The sequence below is a fragment of the Paenibacillus terreus genome (assembly GCF_042138595.1).
In the GTDB taxonomy this organism is placed as follows: Bacteria; Bacillota; Bacilli; order Paenibacillales; family Paenibacillaceae; genus Paenibacillus; species Paenibacillus terreus.
Genome location: NZ_JBHIRX010000021.1, coordinates 40740 through 58082 on the forward strand (window position 1 = coordinate 40740; position 17343 = coordinate 58082).

At 53.7% G+C, this 17343-nt stretch carries 15 protein-coding genes; 5 read left to right on the forward strand and 10 right to left on the reverse strand.

The window, feature by feature from the left end; translation table 11 throughout:
* Positions 1 to 78: 78 nt before the first annotated feature.
* The 7 genes from ACE5KN_RS26635 to ACE5KN_RS26665 form a co-directional block, all read right to left on the reverse strand.
* Positions 79 to 507 carry a DUF6157 family protein gene (locus tag ACE5KN_RS26635; RefSeq protein WP_375527634.1) on the reverse strand — a complete coding sequence of 143 codons (429 nt, stop codon included), beginning with the start codon at positions 505 to 507 and terminating at the stop codon, positions 79 to 81.
* Positions 508 to 836: 329 nt separating this feature from the next.
* Positions 837 to 1979: an oligogalacturonate lyase family protein gene (locus tag ACE5KN_RS26640; protein WP_375527635.1), complete on the reverse strand. Its 1143-nt coding sequence runs from the start codon at positions 1977 to 1979 to the stop codon at positions 837 to 839.
* Between the two features lie 200 nt (positions 1980 to 2179).
* Positions 2180 to 4228, reverse strand: coding sequence for a glycoside hydrolase family 65 (locus ACE5KN_RS26645; protein WP_375527636.1), 2049 nt, complete (start codon positions 4226 to 4228; stop codon positions 2180 to 2182).
* A 50-nt stretch (positions 4229 to 4278) separates the two neighbouring features.
* Entirely contained in the window at positions 4279 to 6576 is a 2298-nt protein-coding gene (locus ACE5KN_RS26650) for a helix-turn-helix domain-containing protein (protein ID WP_375527637.1), read from the reverse strand.
* Positions 6577 to 6667: 91 nt separating this feature from the next.
* Positions 6668 to 8197 carry an extracellular solute-binding protein gene (locus ACE5KN_RS26655; RefSeq protein ID WP_375527664.1) on the reverse strand — a complete coding sequence of 510 codons (1530 nt, stop codon included), beginning with the start codon at positions 8195 to 8197 and terminating at the stop codon, positions 6668 to 6670.
* 71 nt (positions 8198 to 8268) lie between these two features.
* On the reverse strand, positions 8269 to 9138 hold the full coding sequence (locus tag ACE5KN_RS26660; RefSeq protein WP_375527665.1) for a carbohydrate ABC transporter permease: 870 nt from the start codon (positions 9136 to 9138) through the stop codon (positions 8269 to 8271).
* On the reverse strand, positions 9138 to 10100 hold the full coding sequence (locus ACE5KN_RS26665) for an ABC transporter permease (protein WP_375527638.1): 963 nt from the start codon (positions 10098 to 10100) through the stop codon (positions 9138 to 9140). Before ACE5KN_RS26665 ends, ACE5KN_RS26660 begins: the two co-directional genes overlap by 1 nt.
* 516 nt (positions 10101 to 10616) lie before the next feature.
* Here ACE5KN_RS26665 and ACE5KN_RS26670 point away from each other — a divergent pair.
* Together ACE5KN_RS26670 and ACE5KN_RS26675 are read left to right on the forward strand one after the other, a co-directional pair.
* Positions 10617 to 11048 (forward strand): Lrp/AsnC family transcriptional regulator, encoded by a 432-nt coding sequence (locus ACE5KN_RS26670; protein ID WP_375527639.1) that lies wholly within the window; start codon positions 10617 to 10619, stop codon positions 11046 to 11048.
* 174 nt (positions 11049 to 11222) lie between these two features.
* Complete coding sequence (locus tag ACE5KN_RS26675) at positions 11223 to 11822, forward strand: hypothetical protein (RefSeq protein ID WP_375527640.1); 600 nt, start codon at positions 11223 to 11225, stop codon at positions 11820 to 11822.
* Positions 11823 to 11892: 70 nt separating this feature from the next.
* Here the strand turns inward: ACE5KN_RS26675 and ACE5KN_RS26680 are convergent, their stop codons facing one another.
* Positions 11893 to 12645, reverse strand: coding sequence for a YqjF family protein (locus ACE5KN_RS26680; RefSeq protein WP_375527641.1), 753 nt, complete (start codon positions 12643 to 12645; stop codon positions 11893 to 11895).
* Between the two features lie 232 nt (positions 12646 to 12877).
* On the opposite strand from ACE5KN_RS26680, the gene ACE5KN_RS26685 reads away from it, so the two are divergent.
* Positions 12878 to 13660 (forward strand): Cof-type HAD-IIB family hydrolase, encoded by a 783-nt coding sequence (locus ACE5KN_RS26685; RefSeq protein ID WP_375527642.1) that lies wholly within the window; start codon positions 12878 to 12880, stop codon positions 13658 to 13660.
* Between the two features lie 134 nt (positions 13661 to 13794).
* Here ACE5KN_RS26685 and ACE5KN_RS26690 read toward each other — a convergent pair whose 3' ends face one another.
* Positions 13795 to 14388, reverse strand: a complete 594-nt coding sequence (locus ACE5KN_RS26690) for an SbtR family transcriptional regulator (protein ID WP_375527643.1) — start codon at positions 14386 to 14388, stop codon at positions 13795 to 13797.
* 378 nt (positions 14389 to 14766) lie between these two features.
* Between ACE5KN_RS26690 and ACE5KN_RS26695 the strand changes: the two genes are divergently transcribed.
* On the forward strand, positions 14767 to 15510 hold the full coding sequence (locus ACE5KN_RS26695) for an SDR family NAD(P)-dependent oxidoreductase (protein ID WP_375527644.1): 744 nt from the start codon (positions 14767 to 14769) through the stop codon (positions 15508 to 15510).
* Between the two features lie 52 nt (positions 15511 to 15562).
* Entirely contained in the window at positions 15563 to 15745 is a 183-nt protein-coding gene (locus tag ACE5KN_RS31140; RefSeq protein ID WP_445993929.1) for a hypothetical protein, read from the forward strand.
* A gap of 131 nt (positions 15746 to 15876) precedes the next feature.
* Here the strand turns inward: ACE5KN_RS31140 and ACE5KN_RS26705 are convergent, their stop codons facing one another.
* Complete coding sequence (locus tag ACE5KN_RS26705) at positions 15877 to 17250, reverse strand: MATE family efflux transporter (protein ID WP_375527645.1); 1374 nt, start codon at positions 17248 to 17250, stop codon at positions 15877 to 15879.
* Positions 17251 to 17343: the final 93 nt, after the last annotated feature.

A 17343-nucleotide genomic window follows, 5' to 3' on the forward strand; every position in this document is an offset into this window, starting at 1 on the left:
AAGGTGAACGTACTGTTTCAATATCCTACAGCCAAAAAAAGATAGCGGTTACATAGTTGCCAAAGTATTTCCTGGGGATTATTTGGGCCGTGCATTCCTCATTGCCGGGATGACTTTTACTTCTTTATGCTCCCCTGCCGTATAACTCCGGTACTGCTCCGACTCCATTGGCACCAGGGCCAGCTTTCCTTCGGCATTAAAATGAATGCCCCAGCCGAACTTCTTCGGCAGCATGCTCGCTCTGAGACAGGCCTGTGATCTGCCGAAAAAAGCACTGCGAATCTCCGCACCGCGCTGCTCCAGCTCTTCTTCCGGAATCTCCTTGTGCCGGATGTATACCTGATACAGAAGCTCCTCCTGTGTATAGAAATAAGGCTGCCCAGCTGCCAGCTCGTACTCAATGCCTGCCTTTGTCGGCTTGCCCGCTCTTTCCTGCGGAATTGTGCCATCCATAACAGGACAATCCGGGGAAACAGCGATAAACGTGTTGTAGTAGTTCAAGTTCATGCTAGCGGCCTCCTTTTTAGCTGAGTCACTTCATCCCTCTTTCTTGTTTCTATTATAGACACATATAGCCGAAAATTCGCCCTATTTGAATGGAAAAAGCGGCTTTCTCCGTGAAGGAAAAAACCGCTTTTTTATATGACCGCCTCCGCAACGAACCGGACTCAGGAGACTTTATTGCTCTTGAATCCGTTCTTTTTCGCTATCTTGCAGACCGAGGGGGCTCTATTGATGTGAAAATGCATGATTTCGGCGAACTTTTCGGCGAATTTTTTCTCCCTATTTCGCATATTTTTGTCTTTGAATTATCTACGAAGCGATTCTTCACGGATTTATTCGCCCTGCAAGGGCAGCACATCAATCTCCTCCGGGAGCTCAATCAAATACACATTGGCATATCCCGTCCGGTCGCTGGTGAACAGAATCCGGTCTCCTTGCGGACTGAAGCGGGGATGGGCATGCACCTTCTGCGAATGAAAGCTGCACCGCAGCTCGCACAACACTCGCGGCCCGTCATAGGTACAATCCGCCTTTTTCCGCCACAGGCTCAGCGTTTTTACAGGGCCCTTGCCGTCCACTACTGCCTGCGATCCGCCGTCCTGATGGGCATGCCATGTATCGAAGGGGAAATCCGTCTCTTCCATGCCGGTGTTGTCATAACGAATGCTGCCGAAGAAGTTGGTGCCGTTCAGCCGAAACCCGTGATAGCCAATCCGCTGGCCATCCGGGAAAAAGAACTCATGCCCCACCTTTTCACCCGGCTCCAGCCGCTCCCGAATTTTCCAGGCACGGCCTGTGCGCAGATCCAGGCCCCAGACCCGGTGATCCACCAGATGCCACGGCCCTTCATGGCAAAAAGTCAGCAGCCAGGGCTCTGTCGGTGATGCGTTGATATGGGTAATGAAGCAGCGGTCCTCATACACCGTGCGGGCGTTACCTGAGTCAGCAGGAATCTCGATGATCCGGCTGACCGGTGCCGCCTCCATCAGCTCGCGATGCCCTACGTAGCCGTTGCCAAGGTCCAAGTCGAGTCTGTGCGACAGATCCTCCTGAATGCAGGTAATTACGGATCTGCCGTCTGCCGTACAGCTTATATTCCCGATCTGAAATCCGGACGGACACTCATATAGCGTCCGCTCCTCTAGAGTAACCAGATCCAGCCGCACCACCGTACCCCTCACTCTGACAAACGCCAGGCTGTCGTCCGGGGAGAGACAGGCGTCCAGCTGATCGTTATCCGCATAGTCCGTCAATTGTGTGATCAGCCCGCTGTCCAGATGGATGGAGAACAGGTTGGTTGTGTTATCGCGGTCCGACACGAACAGCACACGCTTCCCGCCGTCATACCAGCCGTTTTCCGTAAAATACAAATGATGGCTGTGCGCCTTGTAATCCGTAAGCTGCCGGACAGGAAGTCCGGTGACACGGTCCTTGTACAGCTTCCATTCCGCGGGCGATACTGTTCCTTTTCCCATCGCTTATCCCCTCTCGAAGTCAGTATAGAGAAATGCCAACCGACATATTGCCTGAGACTATCCATATCGCCTGAGACAGATCACTTAGCCTTAAACAGATCACCTAACCTAAGACAGACCGTGCTTAACTTAAGTCTTTCTGCTGAGCGTAAGCCAGGTGCGTGCTTTCGGTAAATTACAAGCACACCCATCAGGCATGGTCATAGCCAGGGCTGCAGCCCTTCCCACTGCACTGACCAGCCGTCTGTCGGAAAACCCGGACAATCCCGCTCTTCACCGGACGCCCAGCCTGCCGCCATCATGGCTACCGCTGTCAGCAGACCGCCGTTGCCCGGCAGATACGCCCATAGCCCCGGCCGCTGATAGTTGTGCCCATTGGGCAAATACGTATTTTTCACTGCATCCATCAGCAGAAAATCCACGGCAAGCTCCCGCTCGCCCAGCCGGGCCGCCGTCATCGCGCACATCGGAAAATCCCAGCCCCAGGCCGAGTCCCAATCCCAGCACTCCTTGACCTTAAACAGCGTATTTCTCATTATGTCCCGGTCGATGAGCGTACCCGGCAGCAGTCCGAGGGCGCCGACCATGGACGGATGGTCATGGTTCTTAGCTGTAAACGTGTCCAGGCAATGCTCGTGCGCCAGATATACACCTTCCTCCTGCCTCGGCTTCGCCATACTGTCCGCCACTCGAACCCATGCTGGGTTGGCGGGAACGTCCAGCCGCTCCGCCCATTTCACGGCGATTTCCAGCCCGAACCGCCAATATTCAAGCTCATAAGGCGGGTTCATGCTCAGCTCCATGGCGTGATTCTCCTGGGCGGGGATGAGCGGCGGCCCCAGCACATAGGCCTGCCGCACTTCATCCCAGTGGGCGTAGGACACCATGAAATCGGCAGCTTCAAAGACGATGGCCTGATACCGTTCCAGCAGATCACGCACGGGCTCGGCCAGATAACACAACTCCGCCAGCACCATCGGGTGCGGCTGCTGCCAGATTAGGGCAGGCGCTACGGGCGAAGGCGTCTGCCTGCCGTCAGGGCCGACCATCTTCGGCCAACGCGCGCCTTCATAGCCCTGCGAACGCGCCAGCTCGCGGGCGCGGGGCAATATGGACAGATACCAGTCCATGCTCTTGCGCAGCAGCTCCGCCCGCCCCCACAGCGGGAAATGAGCTGCATGCCACCAGTGCATCTCCAGGTGCAGCTTGCCAAACCAGCTGTTGTACATCAGGCCGGTCTCCTGCGGCGGCAGCGAGCCTGCACTGTGCAGCGCGCACAGGAACTGGGACAGTACGACCCGCCGTTCCAGCTCAGCGGCCCGCGGGTCTGCGCTGCCCTCGAAGCTGACAGCGGCCCCGCTGTGCCAGAACGCTTCCCAATGGGCGGCGCTGGCGGCCAAAATCTGCTCCACCGGCTCCGTGTGCGGCTCTTCAAGTCCAAAAGCCGCCGCAAATTCAAACACAGTCCCGCCCGAGTCAGGACGTAGTGTAAATTCATGCGCACCGGTCTGCTCAAGCTGTCCCGCCGACCATTGCCACTGCACGCTGTAGCCGTCCTCGTCCATCGCGCGTTTCAGCCGGACCGAATTGGCAGAGCTCCCCGCCAGACGCGTACTGTGCCTGCTGTCATTCCCCCAGTCGGGAAACACCGACTTGGACCAGCTGCGGTGTGTCATATCCGGTGCCGGGAAGCGCACGAATACGTGCAGCTGCCCTTCCCGCAGCAGCTCTGACTCCACACGTATCCCCAGACAATCCTGCTGCGGATGGCAGGCCGTCGTCACGTGCACCTCCGTCCCCCCGGCCGAAAAGCTGCTGTGCAGCGTTCCTGTCCACAAATTCAGCTCCTGCCTGACCGGAACCACTTCCAAAGCCTCCATCTGCCGACCGTCAGGATGCAGCAGACGGAAGGAGATACGGCCCAGTTGAAGCCGATGCGGATTTTGACGCAGCCAGTGATAGGCATCCTCCCTGTCCCCGGGCTTCATTGGATACCCTACCTTGCGGCCGTACGTTTCATATTGCTGGTACTCCACATCCTGCCCGCCATACACATGATGCCCTCCGCTGTAATGCCAGCTCCAGTTCGACTGTGTCCCAAGCGGCACCTCGTACAGCTCCGGGAACGTCTGCAGTCCCGTAAAATCGGCGCTGAACGCAAACTCTCCATTGCCGACGGATAACGGCGACAGGGGTTCAAGCCGCGTCAGCACCGGATGGTGCCGCTCAACAATCCGCTTTCTGTCCACTACACATACAGCCTCCTTTTCAGGATGCAGCAACCGCAAGAGCGTGCCGTTCAATCCGGCAGTGCTTCCTTGCGGCCGCGCATCATTTCCCTGTATTTGCCCGGCGTAATATCCTTATATTTGCGGTACACCCGGATAAAACTGTTCTCATGCTGATAACCGACCATCATCGCAATTTCCGATATTTTGTAATCTGTTCGGATCAGCAGCTCGCACGCACGCTCCATCCGCAGTCTCGTAAAGTAGCCATGTATCGTCTCGTTCATTTCCTGCTTGAACAGCTGGCTGGCCAGGCTGACGCTGATGCCCGTATGATCCGCAATCTCCTGCACACCTACCGGATCGTTCAGATGCTGATTCATATAATCGATCATCTGCCGGCAGAGGATAAAATCCTTGCTTTCCTGCACCCTGCCGTAGGAGGCGGCGAGCTCCTCTGTCTGTCTCCGCAAATATCCAGCGGCGTCCTCCAGCTGCATTGTACAGAAAAAAGGCGCTTCGCATTCACCGTCTCTTTCGGCTTCCCTTCCCTGCTGCAGCCGCTTCAGCCCCACATACAGTGATTCCAGATAATGCGCCGCCACCGCCGGCTGCCATTCGTCCTCACGGATCTGGCTGACCAGCTTATCCAGCACTGCCAAAGCCCGCTCTCCGCTGCCCGCCTCGACGGCCTCCGCCAGCCTGGCCTGCAGCTCGGCTTCAGGCGGCCGCTTCGCCTTAAGACAATCCCTCGGCACCTCGCGGAAATGGATCACCTGCCCGTAGCCCTTGTACAGCCGATAGCCCAGGGCTGTTTCCGCGTCATACATTGCCTGCCGCAGACATCCGGGCCCGCCGCTGCAAATGCTGATGCCTGCCGACACCTGAAACTTCAGCAAGCGGAAAATCTCCTCCGAGGCCATGGCAAGCACTGCCTGCGCATGATCGGGCTCCCCGGTGCCTACCGGCTGCAGCAGTACCGCCATCCGGTCTCTACCCAGATCGGAGGCCAGAACGAGCCAGCTCTGCGCGAACAGCTCCGTAATAATATTGGTCATGGCAAATTTCAGCAGCGAATGGTCTGACTGGGCAAACCGTCTGCTCCAGGCCGCGTAATCGTCAATGGACACCATGACCACGAGCAGCGGCGCACCGGTCCAGTCCTTAAAATAACGGCTCCACTTCCCGCTGATATCCCTTTGCCCAGTGATATTGCCAGCATAAATGTCTGCGAGCAGCTTGGAAGCTGCCTCCGGCATCGTCTGCCGCAGGCGGACCGATAGCTGGGCATGGTCTGTCAGCAGCTCTCCAGTCACCCGCTCCAGATCCCTTAGATCCGTACTGACCCGACGGGAGTCGTAATTACTGAACAGCTCTCTCATACGGCGGACCGGCCTGAAGGCTGCGGCATTGTAGTAGGCGATAGCCACCGCGCCCGTCAGCAGTGCCGCAATCGATACCGCAATGACCGCATCGCGGATTTTGCGGGTATTGGACAGCAGGCTGTTCTGCGATACGACGGACAGGTAGCGCCAGCCTGTGACCGGCGATTCGATCTGGGTGGCGAGCAGTCTCCTTCCCCCGTGATCGAAGTCACCGAGCCGCGCTCCGTTCAATTGCTTCACGGCGGCCTGCGCCGCTCCCTGTCCAAAGTCGAAGGTTCCCAGCTCATACAGCGTCCTGCCTGACGAATCCAGTACGAAGCGGCGGCTGTCCAAATGGGATACGGAGGGCAAAAGCATATGCGAGAACAGCTGCTCAGGCTTGAAATTGACCGCAATGATGCCCCTCATCTCGCCCTGAATCATAATTTTGCGGAACAGCGTAATTTCTGATCCGGCTGCCGCCGCCCCCGACGGCACACTTCTTTTCTTGACCAGCATCATCCGGTCCCCGAATTCATCCGCGATGCCATCCGTCCATTCGGAATCGGCGAAATTGGCCTTGCTGGAGCTGAAGCCCTGCGGAAATGCCACCATGCTCTCCCGCTTCACATCATAAATGTAAGCGCTTTTAATATAGACTGTGCTGTTGACCATCGTATTCAGAAACTGCACCAATTCCGTAATATTTCTGTACGAAGCCTGATTCGCGCCGGTCAAAAACTGGTACACCTCATTGTTTAATGCTATTTTGACCGCGAGCTGGTCGCCCTCCCGGATGTACTCATCGATGGAATTCATGCCGATGCGCAAAAGCTGGTGCTGAGGCTCACTCAGTTCCTCCTGCAGCACGGCCTTGGACGTATAATACGCCGCCACCCCCACTGCTGTAATGATGAGGAACACCGCCGCCGTAAGCACCAGCAGCAGCCGGGTCTGAGTGTTGGCAAGACTGCCTTTCAACCATTGGACAAAGGACCGGGCCATAGCTGTCTCCCACCTTATTTATGCAGTATAACGCTATTATACTGCTCGCCTTCCTTCGTTACGACCCGGTAAATCCGACTTCTTTCCTTACTTATTTTTTCACCTTGTCGTACCAGGCCTGCACACGCTCCGTCACCTGATCTCCGCCCGACGCCTTCCATTTCGCCACATATTCATCAAATGCCTCAATCGGCAGCTCGCCAATCACGATTTTCGTCAAATATTCCTGGAACAGCTTATGGGATTGAATATCCGGGAATCCGTCATAAACGGCAGCCGGGAGGCCGTCCCCCGCAATCCGGCGTGCATCGGCGGTGCTGACGATGAACATATCCTTCACCATTTGCCGCTGCTCCTTCGGATAGGTTTCATCAATGCGCTTATCCATGTCCTCGGCAGTGGTGAAATTCTTCATCCCCAGCGCGAGCGGCCTGTCGTCGGCCGGAGGCAGAATAACTTTCTCGCCGTCCTTCACCACATAATGCTGCCCTTCAATCCCATAGCGGACAAACTCCTCATTGGCCGGATCATAGAAGAAATCGAGCAGCTTCAGGGCATTAGGCGCATTTTGCTCCGCAACCGCCGGAATCATCCATTCAGGCTCGCCCATGCTTTTCTGGGTGACAAAACCGTCAAAACCCTCCGCCTTCGGAATCGGCATCACCTCAATATAAGCATCCGGCGCCTGGGTCAGGATCGCATTATAGCGGTCGCGGACGTTAGCGGGCAGGTGGTACCAGCTTCCCACCAGATTGTTGTTGATTTTGGCCTGCCATACTTCACCCTTGTTCAGGAAGGTTTCGTTGTCCAGCAGCTTTTCCTTATATAACATCTGTATGAATTTAATCGCTTCTCTCATATTTTCGGTAACACCGGCGTACTGGATTTTGCCGTCATAGATGTCCCATTCGGGATACCCTTCCCACATAGCCACCCCGTAAATGGCGAATAAATGGTCCATCCAGCGCCCGAACTCCCGCCCGCTCGTCGGCAGCTCATCCTGCTTGCCGTTGCCGTTCGGGTCCTTGTCGCGGAATGCCTTCAGCAGCTCCACGTAGTCCTCCACCGTCTCCGGCATCTTCATGCCGACCTTGTCGATCCAATCCTTGCGGATGAGCGGCGCCCGCTCGGGCACAAGGAACACCTTGGGCACATAATAGATTTTCCCGTCCTCCGAGGCCGAACGCACAATATTCCATGCCTCCTCGGGGATGCTGTTCCAGACGTGCGGCGCATATTTCGGCAGCAGATCGTCCAGCGGCAGCGCACCGCCCTGCTGAATGAGCGTCTGCTCCACTCCGCCGATAGGGCGCAGAATGTCCGGCAGCTCGCCTGAAGCGATCATCACGTTCAGGTACTCCGCCGGCTCAGAGCCGGGAGGTGTCGTCATCAGCTCGTATTCCACGCCGGTTTTCTCAGCAACGTACTTTACGTGAGCGTCGCCAGGGCCAGGAATCGTTCCTAGGCCCATATGGCTCTTGAACACTTTGACCTTCACTGCGCCGGGATTTTCGGCACTTGTCTGCGGTTCACCGCTTCCGTTCCCGTCGGCTCCGCCGCCGCATCCGCCAAGCACGGCCATGGACAGCAGCAGCACACCCCATTTTCTCCACGTTGTCATCCGTAGCTTCCTTTTCATTTGAATCCCCCTTATGATGTTGATCCATGATCAATCCTGGCCCTGACTATCGCTTATTCCTTCAAGGAGCCGAGCAGTGCACCTTTCACAAAATACTTCTGCAAATAAGGGTACACCAGAATGATGGGAACGCTTGCAAAAATAATGGTAGCCGCCTTGAGCGTTGTCGTATTGTAGTCGTAATCCCCCAGAAGGAGATTGACCTGCGCCAGCTCCTCCGGGCTCGTCAGGTAAGCCCTCAGCTTCATCTGCAGGGGCCACAGCCCCGGATCGCGGAGGAACAGCACCGCGCGCTGGAACGTATTCCAGTAACCGACGGCGTAGAACAGGCTAACTGTTGCCAGTACAGGCTTCGAGAGCGGCAGATAAATCTGGAACAAAATGCGGAAATCATTGCAGCCGTCGATGCGCGCCGAGTCATCAAGCTCCTTGGGCAGCCCCATGAAAAAGGTACGCAAAATAATCATGTTGAAGGTGCCGATCACCCCCGGAAGAATGAGCGACCATAAGGAATTCATCATGCCAAGCTCCCGTACGGTCAGGAAAAAAGGGATCATCGGCGCATTGAAGATCATCGTAATGACGATAGCCAGCATGACAGGCCTGCGCAGCAGGAACTCCTTACGGGACAGAGGAAACGCCGTCAGCACCGAAAACAGCATGCTGAGCGCCGTGCCTGCGACAGCGATAAAAACTGTAATTCCGAATGAACGCCACAGCCCGCCATCCTGCAAAATATGCTCCCACGAAGCGGTCGTAAATTCGACCGGCAGCAGGAAGACAGCCTTGGAATCGGCGGCAATCGGAGAGCTGAGCGAGACAGCCAGCAGGTGCAGCAGCGGAATGATCATCGTTAGTGCTGCGGCGGCAAGAATCACATAGTTGACAATTTGAAAGCCTTTTTCTCCGGCGGTCCGTTTCATCACCACAGCCCCTCTCCCGATTTTTTCGCCAGCCGATTAAAGATCCAGAGCAAAATGAAGCCGATGACCGACTGAAATACCCCAATGGCTGTTGTCACACTGTATTGTCCCTGCAGCACCCCTGAGCGGTACACATAGGTCTCGATAATATCCCCGACGGAGTAGGTCATCGGTGTCAGCAGATTATAGATTTGGTCAAAGCCCAGCTCCAGGAAGTTGCCGATGTTCAACAGGAACAGAATGAGCGCCGTAGGGAACAGGGCAGGCAGTGTAATGTACAAAGTCTGCTTCCAGCGGTTCGCTCCGTCAACGACAGCCGCTTCATATTGGGTGGGATCAATACCGCTGAGCGCGGCCAGATATATAATCGTTCCCCAGCCGACCTCCTTCCAGATCGAGGATATTACGACAATCGAGCGGAAATACCGCTCTTGCTGCATATACAGGACCGGCTCGAACCCGAACCAGCCGCGGACAGTGTTTACGATTCCGCCGGTAGCCAGCACCTCGAACACAATACCGCCAACGACGACCCATGACAGAAAATGCGGAAGATAGAAAAGGCTCTGCAGGACACGTTTTGCAAGCATCAGCCTCACTTCATTAAATAGCAGCGCCAGCAGAATCGGCGCCGGAAACCCGATGACCAGCTGATAAAGCGCTATCAAAGCGGTGTTGCGCAAAACCTGGTAAAAGTCCTGATACGTGAAAATGAATTTGAAGTTGTCGAGCCCAACCCAGGGACTGTTCAGAATCCCCTTGAATATTTGATAATCCTGAAAAGCGATGACGCTTCCCGCGAGCGGGACGTACTTGAATACGATATAAAACAGGATTCCGGGCATGATCATGACATACAGCATCCAATGCTTGCGGATATTTTGCGCGTAACGGTTTCTGATTTTGACGGACGAGCCCGCGTACGCCTGCTCCAGTTCGGCTTGCTCCGACAGTTCAGCCATCTGTTCCTGCCCCCTTTCGTGAATGCTCCTGCGGTTGATGGCTCACCCTGATGGTAAGAAAAACGTCCATAAAAAGTACCTCCAAAGAAGACAGACCACATTTTGTGGAAGTTTTTCTTGTAGCGGAAGTTTTTCTTGCGATATCAGGAAGCATGAGCTTCGAAGTTAATACTTGCTGATATCTTAAGAAACCCTGCTACAACGGGCAATCGTGCAATCTGCCACGGGATGAGCTATTCGTTGATGCGCATGGGTTTTGCAGGATCGGTTAGGTAGCTGGCGGATCGGTTAGGCGGGACACAGAACAACAGAACAGTTGGGCAGACGCAGGCTTCTTTTTGGCGTTAAAATGAATACGCTTAAAAATCTTAAGTTGGAGTACCATTTGCACGGACTGAACTAAAAAATTTAACTCAACCTTACTTTTTATGTTAACATTTAAGACAATTGTGTAATTCGTTGAATCATGTTAACAAGCAGATATAATGAACTTAAAAAACGGGGGTGCATCAACCTATGGATGCTACTGATCAACGCATTCTCGAAATGCTTCAGCAAAACAGCCGCATGACCAGCTCGGAAATCAGCAAGACGATACACCTGTCCGTTCCTGCTGTGGCTGAACGTATCCGCAAGCTGGAAAGCAGCGGTGTTATCGACCGTTTCACTGTCAAGCTGAACCGCCATACACTGGGACAGCATTGTCTGGCATACATATTCGTAGTTATTCAGGGAAACGAAGAAACTCATCAATTCAGAACGAAAATTATTGAGTCGGAGTATGTGCTGGAATGCCATCACACGGCAGGCGAATACGACTATCTGCTGAAGGTATCCCTGCCGGATATCCAGTCGCTTGAACAGTTTATTACGGAGACCCTCAAAAACAAGCACTCAGTCACCCGTACGAACACCGTATTTATCCTCTCCACCTTAAAAGACGAATAAAATGCATGGATCCGTACTGACCTTCACAGTCCAATCATTTTTTTCAACTGTGATCTGTGCCAGGACACATGGATTTGCTTTAACTTCCTCATGCAGGTTAAGTTTAAGATATTAGGAAGCATATACTACCTGGAATAAGCTTCCTAATATCAGAAGAAAGACAAGGAGGAAGAAATGAACAAACGGATATTTTCCCTGTTTACCGTCGTCGTCCTTGCCTTCATGGCTGCCTGCTCCAGCAATACGGAGAATACTGCGGATCCTGTTCCACCGGCTGGGCAAGAAACGCCAAGCACCGAGGAGCCCTCTTCGCCTGCAGGTGAGAAACCTGCCCAAGACAACGGTAAGGAGCCTGCCCAAGATTCTAATTCTGGCAAGGATCCTGCTGAAAATACTGACGGCACCAATCCCGATCTGTTTAAAAGCGGGGTATTCATTGACTGGAACGGCGTGGATGATCCTCTGATCGATGACAGACTCAAAGCCGCACTGCAAGCCTTCCTCACCGCTGTCATCAAGCCGGATGAAGCAAGCTATGAAAAAATATTTCCGAATCATGCCACAGAGGATCGCGCGGATTTCAAAAATGTGCTGAAGGAACCGATGAACTATCGGTTTGATAAGGTTGGCAAAGCCATTGAGGAAGACGGCAGAATTCTTGTTCCGGTGTCCGGCACCTCCAGGGATGATGTATTCGGAATCAGGGATTTCAGCAACAACCTTTATTTTAAGCAAAACGCTCAGAATGAGTGGCAAGTTATACTGATCGATTAACATCGCAGGCCCCCTCTGCTTTAAGCGGAAGGGGCCTGCTTTTTACTTCGGGACTTTGCAAAATCCTCACTTAAATGCGTCGGATGGGCCAAAAGAGGGTCTCCTGCTGTTCTGCAAATGAAATCAGCGCAGGCTGCTGGCTGGGCGTATGAATGCCATGCGCCTCTGTCATCGTATTCCGGCTGATCCTCAGCTCCGCCTCCTGCAGCTCCCACGGCAGATGGTGAATGTCTCCGGCATACAACCTTCCTGCGCCGTCGGCGGCATAGAGGCGGTAACGTTCGGTCAGCCAGTGCAGCAGCGTGCCCGGCAGCGCATTGAATTTTCGCTCGGCCGCAGGGCGGTACAACGCTTCAAAGACAGCCGGACGCCCCCTCTTGTCCCTGCGCTCGCTTCGATATGTAATCCAATCATTTTTCCTGCCAACAGACATGCGGGCATACATATAAGGAAGATGCAGCAGCCGTGCCGCTTCCACTGCAAGCCGCCGTTCGGCGTCCAGGCTGAAGAAGAAAATTCCGGGCTTGCCTCCACGTGTTACATAAGTCCGTACATTCAGCTCCGCAAACCTGCTGAGCCAGGGTAATGGAGGGGTCCCGCGCACTCTTAGCCCGGTAATATAAAAAGGAATCAGACTCAGCCACGCCTTCCCTTCCCATAAATCCAGCTCCAGCCCATCCGGAATACAGGGCAGCAGCTCCTCCTGCCTGACCGGCCAATGCGCCAGCAGCAGCTTATTCCACACCTGCTTCATGACCCAGGGGCCTTCCGGCAGTTCGAAAGGGCGATGATCACGGCAGCGAATAATCTCCTGATTGTTCATGAATGCATGACCTCCTCTTCCTAGACTGGCCCCCGCTCGTACCCATCATACCCGCGCTCCTTATATGGAAGATCATCTCGCGGATCGGCGGTGTCCTGTCTACCATTACCCCGAAAACTGCACGGATAGCGGCGCCCCACCTTAATGGCTTTTATGGAACATATCTTTGCTATAATAGAGCAAGCAAGCTAATTTCAAAGACATTACAATCGGAAAGTCAGGTGCTCTGAACATGCCGGAAAAAAGCATTATTTTCTTTGATATCGACGGTACTTTACTGGATCATAACAAGGAGCTGCCCGCCAGTGCCGAGCAGGCCGTAAGAGATCTGAAGGAGCTGGGCCATGAGGTCGCCATTGCAACAGGACGGGCGCCCTTCATGAGCAAGGATATTCGTGACAGGCTCGGGATTGATACATACGTCTGTTACAACGGTTCGTATGTTGTGCTGAAAGGCGAATTGATTTATTCACACCCGCTGGACAAGGAAGCTCTTCACAACATGACAGAGCTTGCCCTGCAGCATGACCATGCCGTGGTTTATATGGGCAACGAAGCGATGAGAGCCAGCGTGCCCAATGATGAGTTTGTGGCCAAAAGCATGAACACCTTTAAGCTGAAGTATGTGCCCGAGCATGACCCGCTCTACTATCACGGACGGGAAATTTACCAGTCGCTGCTCATGTGCCAGGCCGCGGAGGAAGAGTTTTATGAGGAGGTCTTCACAGCCTTTGATTTTGTGCGCTGGCATCCCTATTCCGTGGACGTTGTGCCCTCCGGAGGCTCCAAGGCCATCGGCATCCGCAAAATTACAGAAAAGCTGGGGATCGCGCCTGAGCATCAATACTGCTTCGGGGATGCCCTGAACGATGTGCAGATGCTGACGATGATCACCAACAGTGTCGCTATGGGCAACGGCGTGCCCGAAGCCAAGGCTGCGGCCAAATATGTAACACGCCCCGTGGACGAGGATGGAATACTGTACGGCTTGAAAATGGTCGGACTGCTCGTGTGATAGTTGGGGTATAAAATCAGGGAGGCCTATGCGCGCACGCATAGGCCTCCCTCATTCATTCCATTTTAAATTTAGACGATTCCCGTCTTGCGCTCATCAGGCTGACCTTGCCCATACCCACATCGCCAAGCATCTCATTCACTATTCATTGTATCCATTGAGTTTCTGGAACCGTTCTGCACGCTGATGCCGTTAAGGAACAAGTCGATCCAATGAGCAATGCGAGATTTCGGCGAGTCATCTCGTTCAACAGCAAGGCATGTCGCGGTTGCGACGTACACCAGATCATCGAAGGTGATATCAGAACGAATAACCCCGGCCTTCTGCGCCTGGTCCAGCAAGCGCACCCCTTCCGCGCTTGTCGCATGGCAACCCGGCGTACCAACTTCAAGAACAGTTCCCAGTGAGACAGCAAGCCCACGATAAACGATCGTGTTCAGGACGAGTTCTTCAAGATAGGAACGTACCGCACTTGCTGGATCAAGCCCGGCAGATCTTTCCCGACTGGCTTGTGCGAAGGACAAGAAGCGGTCGCTGTAGGCTGCAGCCAAGAGCTCTTCGCGCGTAGGAAAGCGCCGGTAGAGCGTTCCGATTCCAACACCCGCCCGCTTAGCAACGTCTTCCAGCGAAGCACCGGCACCTCGCTCCAGGAAGACCTCTTCAGCTGCAGCAAGGATACGTTCACGGTTTCGTTGGGCGTCTGCCCGCAGTGGATTTACGTCAGTCAATGCGTTTCCCTCCTTACCCTGGACAGTTAAGTCTGCCCTGGATTTCTCTTACTAAAAAGCGATATTTTTTTCGGTTTATTGGCACCGTTTAGAATGGAGATTTCAAGTTCCAAAGTTCCTTCTCGATGAGCATCTTCATGGCTTGTTCAAATTCTTTTGTGACGTAAAAACGTATTCCCACCAATCATGCACACCCCGCATCGGCCTGATGAAAACCTCCGCTCTCTCTAGTGTAATGGGAGTCGGAGAACGTGTCAAAAGAGATTAGGGGCTAAAAGAAATGATGTTTTTTCTCGCTGCCACTTGAAAAGCGGAGGATACCTCCGTATAATAAGTGGAGTAATCCTCCATTTTAAACGAAAGAGAGTTGATGAAATAATGAAACGATTTGAGAACAAGGTCGTGGTAATTACAGGCGGTAGTGATGGCATTGGCTTGACGACGGCACAACACTTCGCGACAGAAGGCGCGCATGTATACATTACAGGGCGTCGGCAAGAACGATTGGACGAGGCCACTAAGGAGATCGGCAACGGTGCCGTCGGCGTCCAGGGAGACGCCAGCAACCTCGCCGATCTCGATCGACTCTACGAGCTCATCCAGCGTGACCATGGCAAGATTGACGTCGTGTTTGCTAACGCAGGAATTTCCGAGTCCGCACCACTCGGCGGCATCGAGGAAGAGCACTTCGATCGTGTTTTCACTACGAACGTGAAGGGCATGGTCTTCACCGTACAGAAAGCGTTGCCACTAATGAAGGCTGGAGGCACGGTGATCCTTACCGGATCGGGGGCGGGCAGCAAAGGGCTTCCCAATTTGTCGATCTATAGTGCCACTAAGGCTGCGGTCCGCTCGTTCGCACGTACGTGGACGACCGACCTTACAAGCCAGGGCATTCGCGTGAATGTGGTTTCCCCTGGAATGATCCTCACGCCGGCAATGGAGAAGTATTTTCGAGACAACAACGAGGTGACCGAGGATGCTGTGAAGCAGATGATACCATTTGGGAGACTCGGCCAGACAGATGAGATCGCCAAAGTGGTGTTATTCCTGGCATCGAACGAGAGCAGTTACATCGCTGGCGAAGAACTGTTTGTGGATGGCGGTTACAAGGCGGTCTGATGGCCCCACAGCAGTATCGAATGTGACACACGAAACAAGTCGGTCATAACAAATGGAGCTTCGTCACCTTCGTTATTGCTTGGCTGCTGCCAAAGAACTGCACTTCGCCCGTGTAACGGAGAAGCTGCATATTGAGCAATCGCCCCTGTCTTCGCAAGAAATCCTGTCCTTCTTTGTCAACACGCCGCAGCGCGTTCATGCCTGCGGCGTGTTGATTTGCTTATTCGCAGCCTGAAAAGTGTGGCACATTAAAAAAAGCGAATCTGGCAATTTTGCATGCCAGTTCGCTGTGATTTTTACTATGTTCAAGTTGTTCTTGGCGGTCAGGCCGCCCAATACATATCATCCAATGGCTGCGGACAGCCTTCACATCGACTCCTGAACCCTGTCCTGGGGAGGAAGCAGCGTTTTGCCCTGCCACTTGCGTCCCGTCCAGCGGAAATAATGAAACACGCCCCGCACCCACTCGTCCGCTGCATGGGCGATCCATACCCCGATCAAGCCCATATTAAAGTAGATGCCCAGCAGATAGGCGAGCGGAACCTTGATGCCCCACATGGAAATGCCGGCCATCATGAGCGGGAAGCGCACATCCCCGGCCGCACGCAGCGAGTTGATAACCACATGGTTAAACACCCTTCCCGGCTCCAGGAGGATACAAAACAGCAGCACACTGGCCCCTGTCGCAATAATGACCGGATTATCCGTGAAGACCGACATGACATGATCGCCAAAGTAAGACACCGGTACAATAACGCCAATAGTAATGATGAACGCCCATTTTAAGCTGCGCAGCAGCTGGTGATACGCCTTTTCCTGTTCCCGCGCCCCGATCATGCGGGCAACGACGATCTCCGTCCCGTCTCCGATTGCCATGCCGAAAATCATGAAATAATAAACAATCGAATTCACATAAATATGGGTCGCCAGCGGAATATCCCCCATGGAGGTTACAATTCGGGTTACCATCATCTGGCTGAGATGATAAGACATCCATTCCAGTCCGGCAGGCACACCGATGGTCAGCATGGCGCGAAGCTCAAGCCAACGCATTTGAACATAATATTTCAGCTTGATGGGCACGCCGATCCTTTTATACAGCAATGCAAAAATCCAGACACACGCGATCAGGCGGCTAACCAGCGTGGAAATGCCCGCCCCCAGCACACCCAGCGCAGGGAGCCCAAAGAAGCCGTAAATGAGCAGAGCGTTGCCCACGATGTGGATGATATTCATACCGATGCCCACAATCATCGTATCCCGTGTGTAACCATGGGCGCGGACAACAGGGCCGATTGTCAGAATGACGGCCTCCAGGAACAGCGATCCGCCTGCCAGCTGCATATAAATTTCCGCATGTCTGCTGACTTCGGGTGTCGGGTGATAAAAGGACAGCAGCACATTATGAAATACGATAAAAAGAGTGCTGATCACCAGCCCTGCAATCAGGTTGACAGTAATCGCCGATGCGGTAACCTGACTCGCCTGCAGCTCCTTTTTTCCCCCGAGAAGCTGGGCAATAATGACACCGACGCCCAGGCCCAGAAGGTTGAACATAATGATGCAAAACTCGATCAGCTGCCGCGATATGCCGACGGCCGACACGACATTGTCCGAAATATGGCTCAGCATAAAGGTATCGACTGTGCCCATCATGATATGAAACAAAGACTCTACAAAAATAGGCCATGTAATTGAAAATACGGTAATCCTTTTGATCCCCTTCGATGTACTCTGCACGGTTGTTATTCCTCCCTGATGACAGCAAACGTTTTCACAAAAAAACTGTTAGAATAAAAAGCTGTTTTTCTGCTTCGGTCTGAGCTATGTATG

Coding starts and splice junctions, on each gene's coding strand:
- ACE5KN_RS26685 (WP_375527642.1), top strand. CDS start 12,878: ATGCCGGAAAAAAGCATTATTTTCTTTGATATCGACGGTACTTTACTG.
- ACE5KN_RS26680 (WP_375527641.1), bottom strand. CDS start 12,645: ATGAACAATCAGGAGATTATTCGCTGCCGTGATCATCGCCCTTTCGAA.
- ACE5KN_RS26665 (WP_375527638.1), bottom strand. CDS start 10,100: ATGGCTGAACTGTCGGAGCAAGCCGAACTGGAGCAGGCGTACGCGGGC.
- ACE5KN_RS26660 (WP_375527665.1), bottom strand. CDS start 9,138: ATGAAACGGACCGCCGGAGAAAAAGGCTTTCAAATTGTCAACTATGTG.
- ACE5KN_RS26675 (WP_375527640.1), top strand. CDS start 11,223: ATGAACAAACGGATATTTTCCCTGTTTACCGTCGTCGTCCTTGCCTTC.
- ACE5KN_RS26650 (WP_375527637.1), bottom strand. CDS start 6,576: ATGGCCCGGTCCTTTGTCCAATGGTTGAAAGGCAGTCTTGCCAACACT.
- ACE5KN_RS26635 (WP_375527634.1), bottom strand. CDS start 507: ATGAACTTGAACTACTACAACACGTTTATCGCTGTTTCCCCGGATTGT.
- ACE5KN_RS26695 (WP_375527644.1), top strand. CDS start 14,767: ATGAAACGATTTGAGAACAAGGTCGTGGTAATTACAGGCGGTAGTGAT.
- ACE5KN_RS26670 (WP_375527639.1), top strand. CDS start 10,617: ATGGATGCTACTGATCAACGCATTCTCGAAATGCTTCAGCAAAACAGC.
- ACE5KN_RS31140 (WP_445993929.1), top strand. CDS start 15,563: ATGGAGCTTCGTCACCTTCGTTATTGCTTGGCTGCTGCCAAAGAACTG.
- ACE5KN_RS26655 (WP_375527664.1), bottom strand. CDS start 8,197: ATGACAACGTGGAGAAAATGGGGTGTGCTGCTGCTGTCCATGGCCGTG.
- ACE5KN_RS26640 (WP_375527635.1), bottom strand. CDS start 1,979: ATGGGAAAAGGAACAGTATCGCCCGCGGAATGGAAGCTGTACAAGGAC.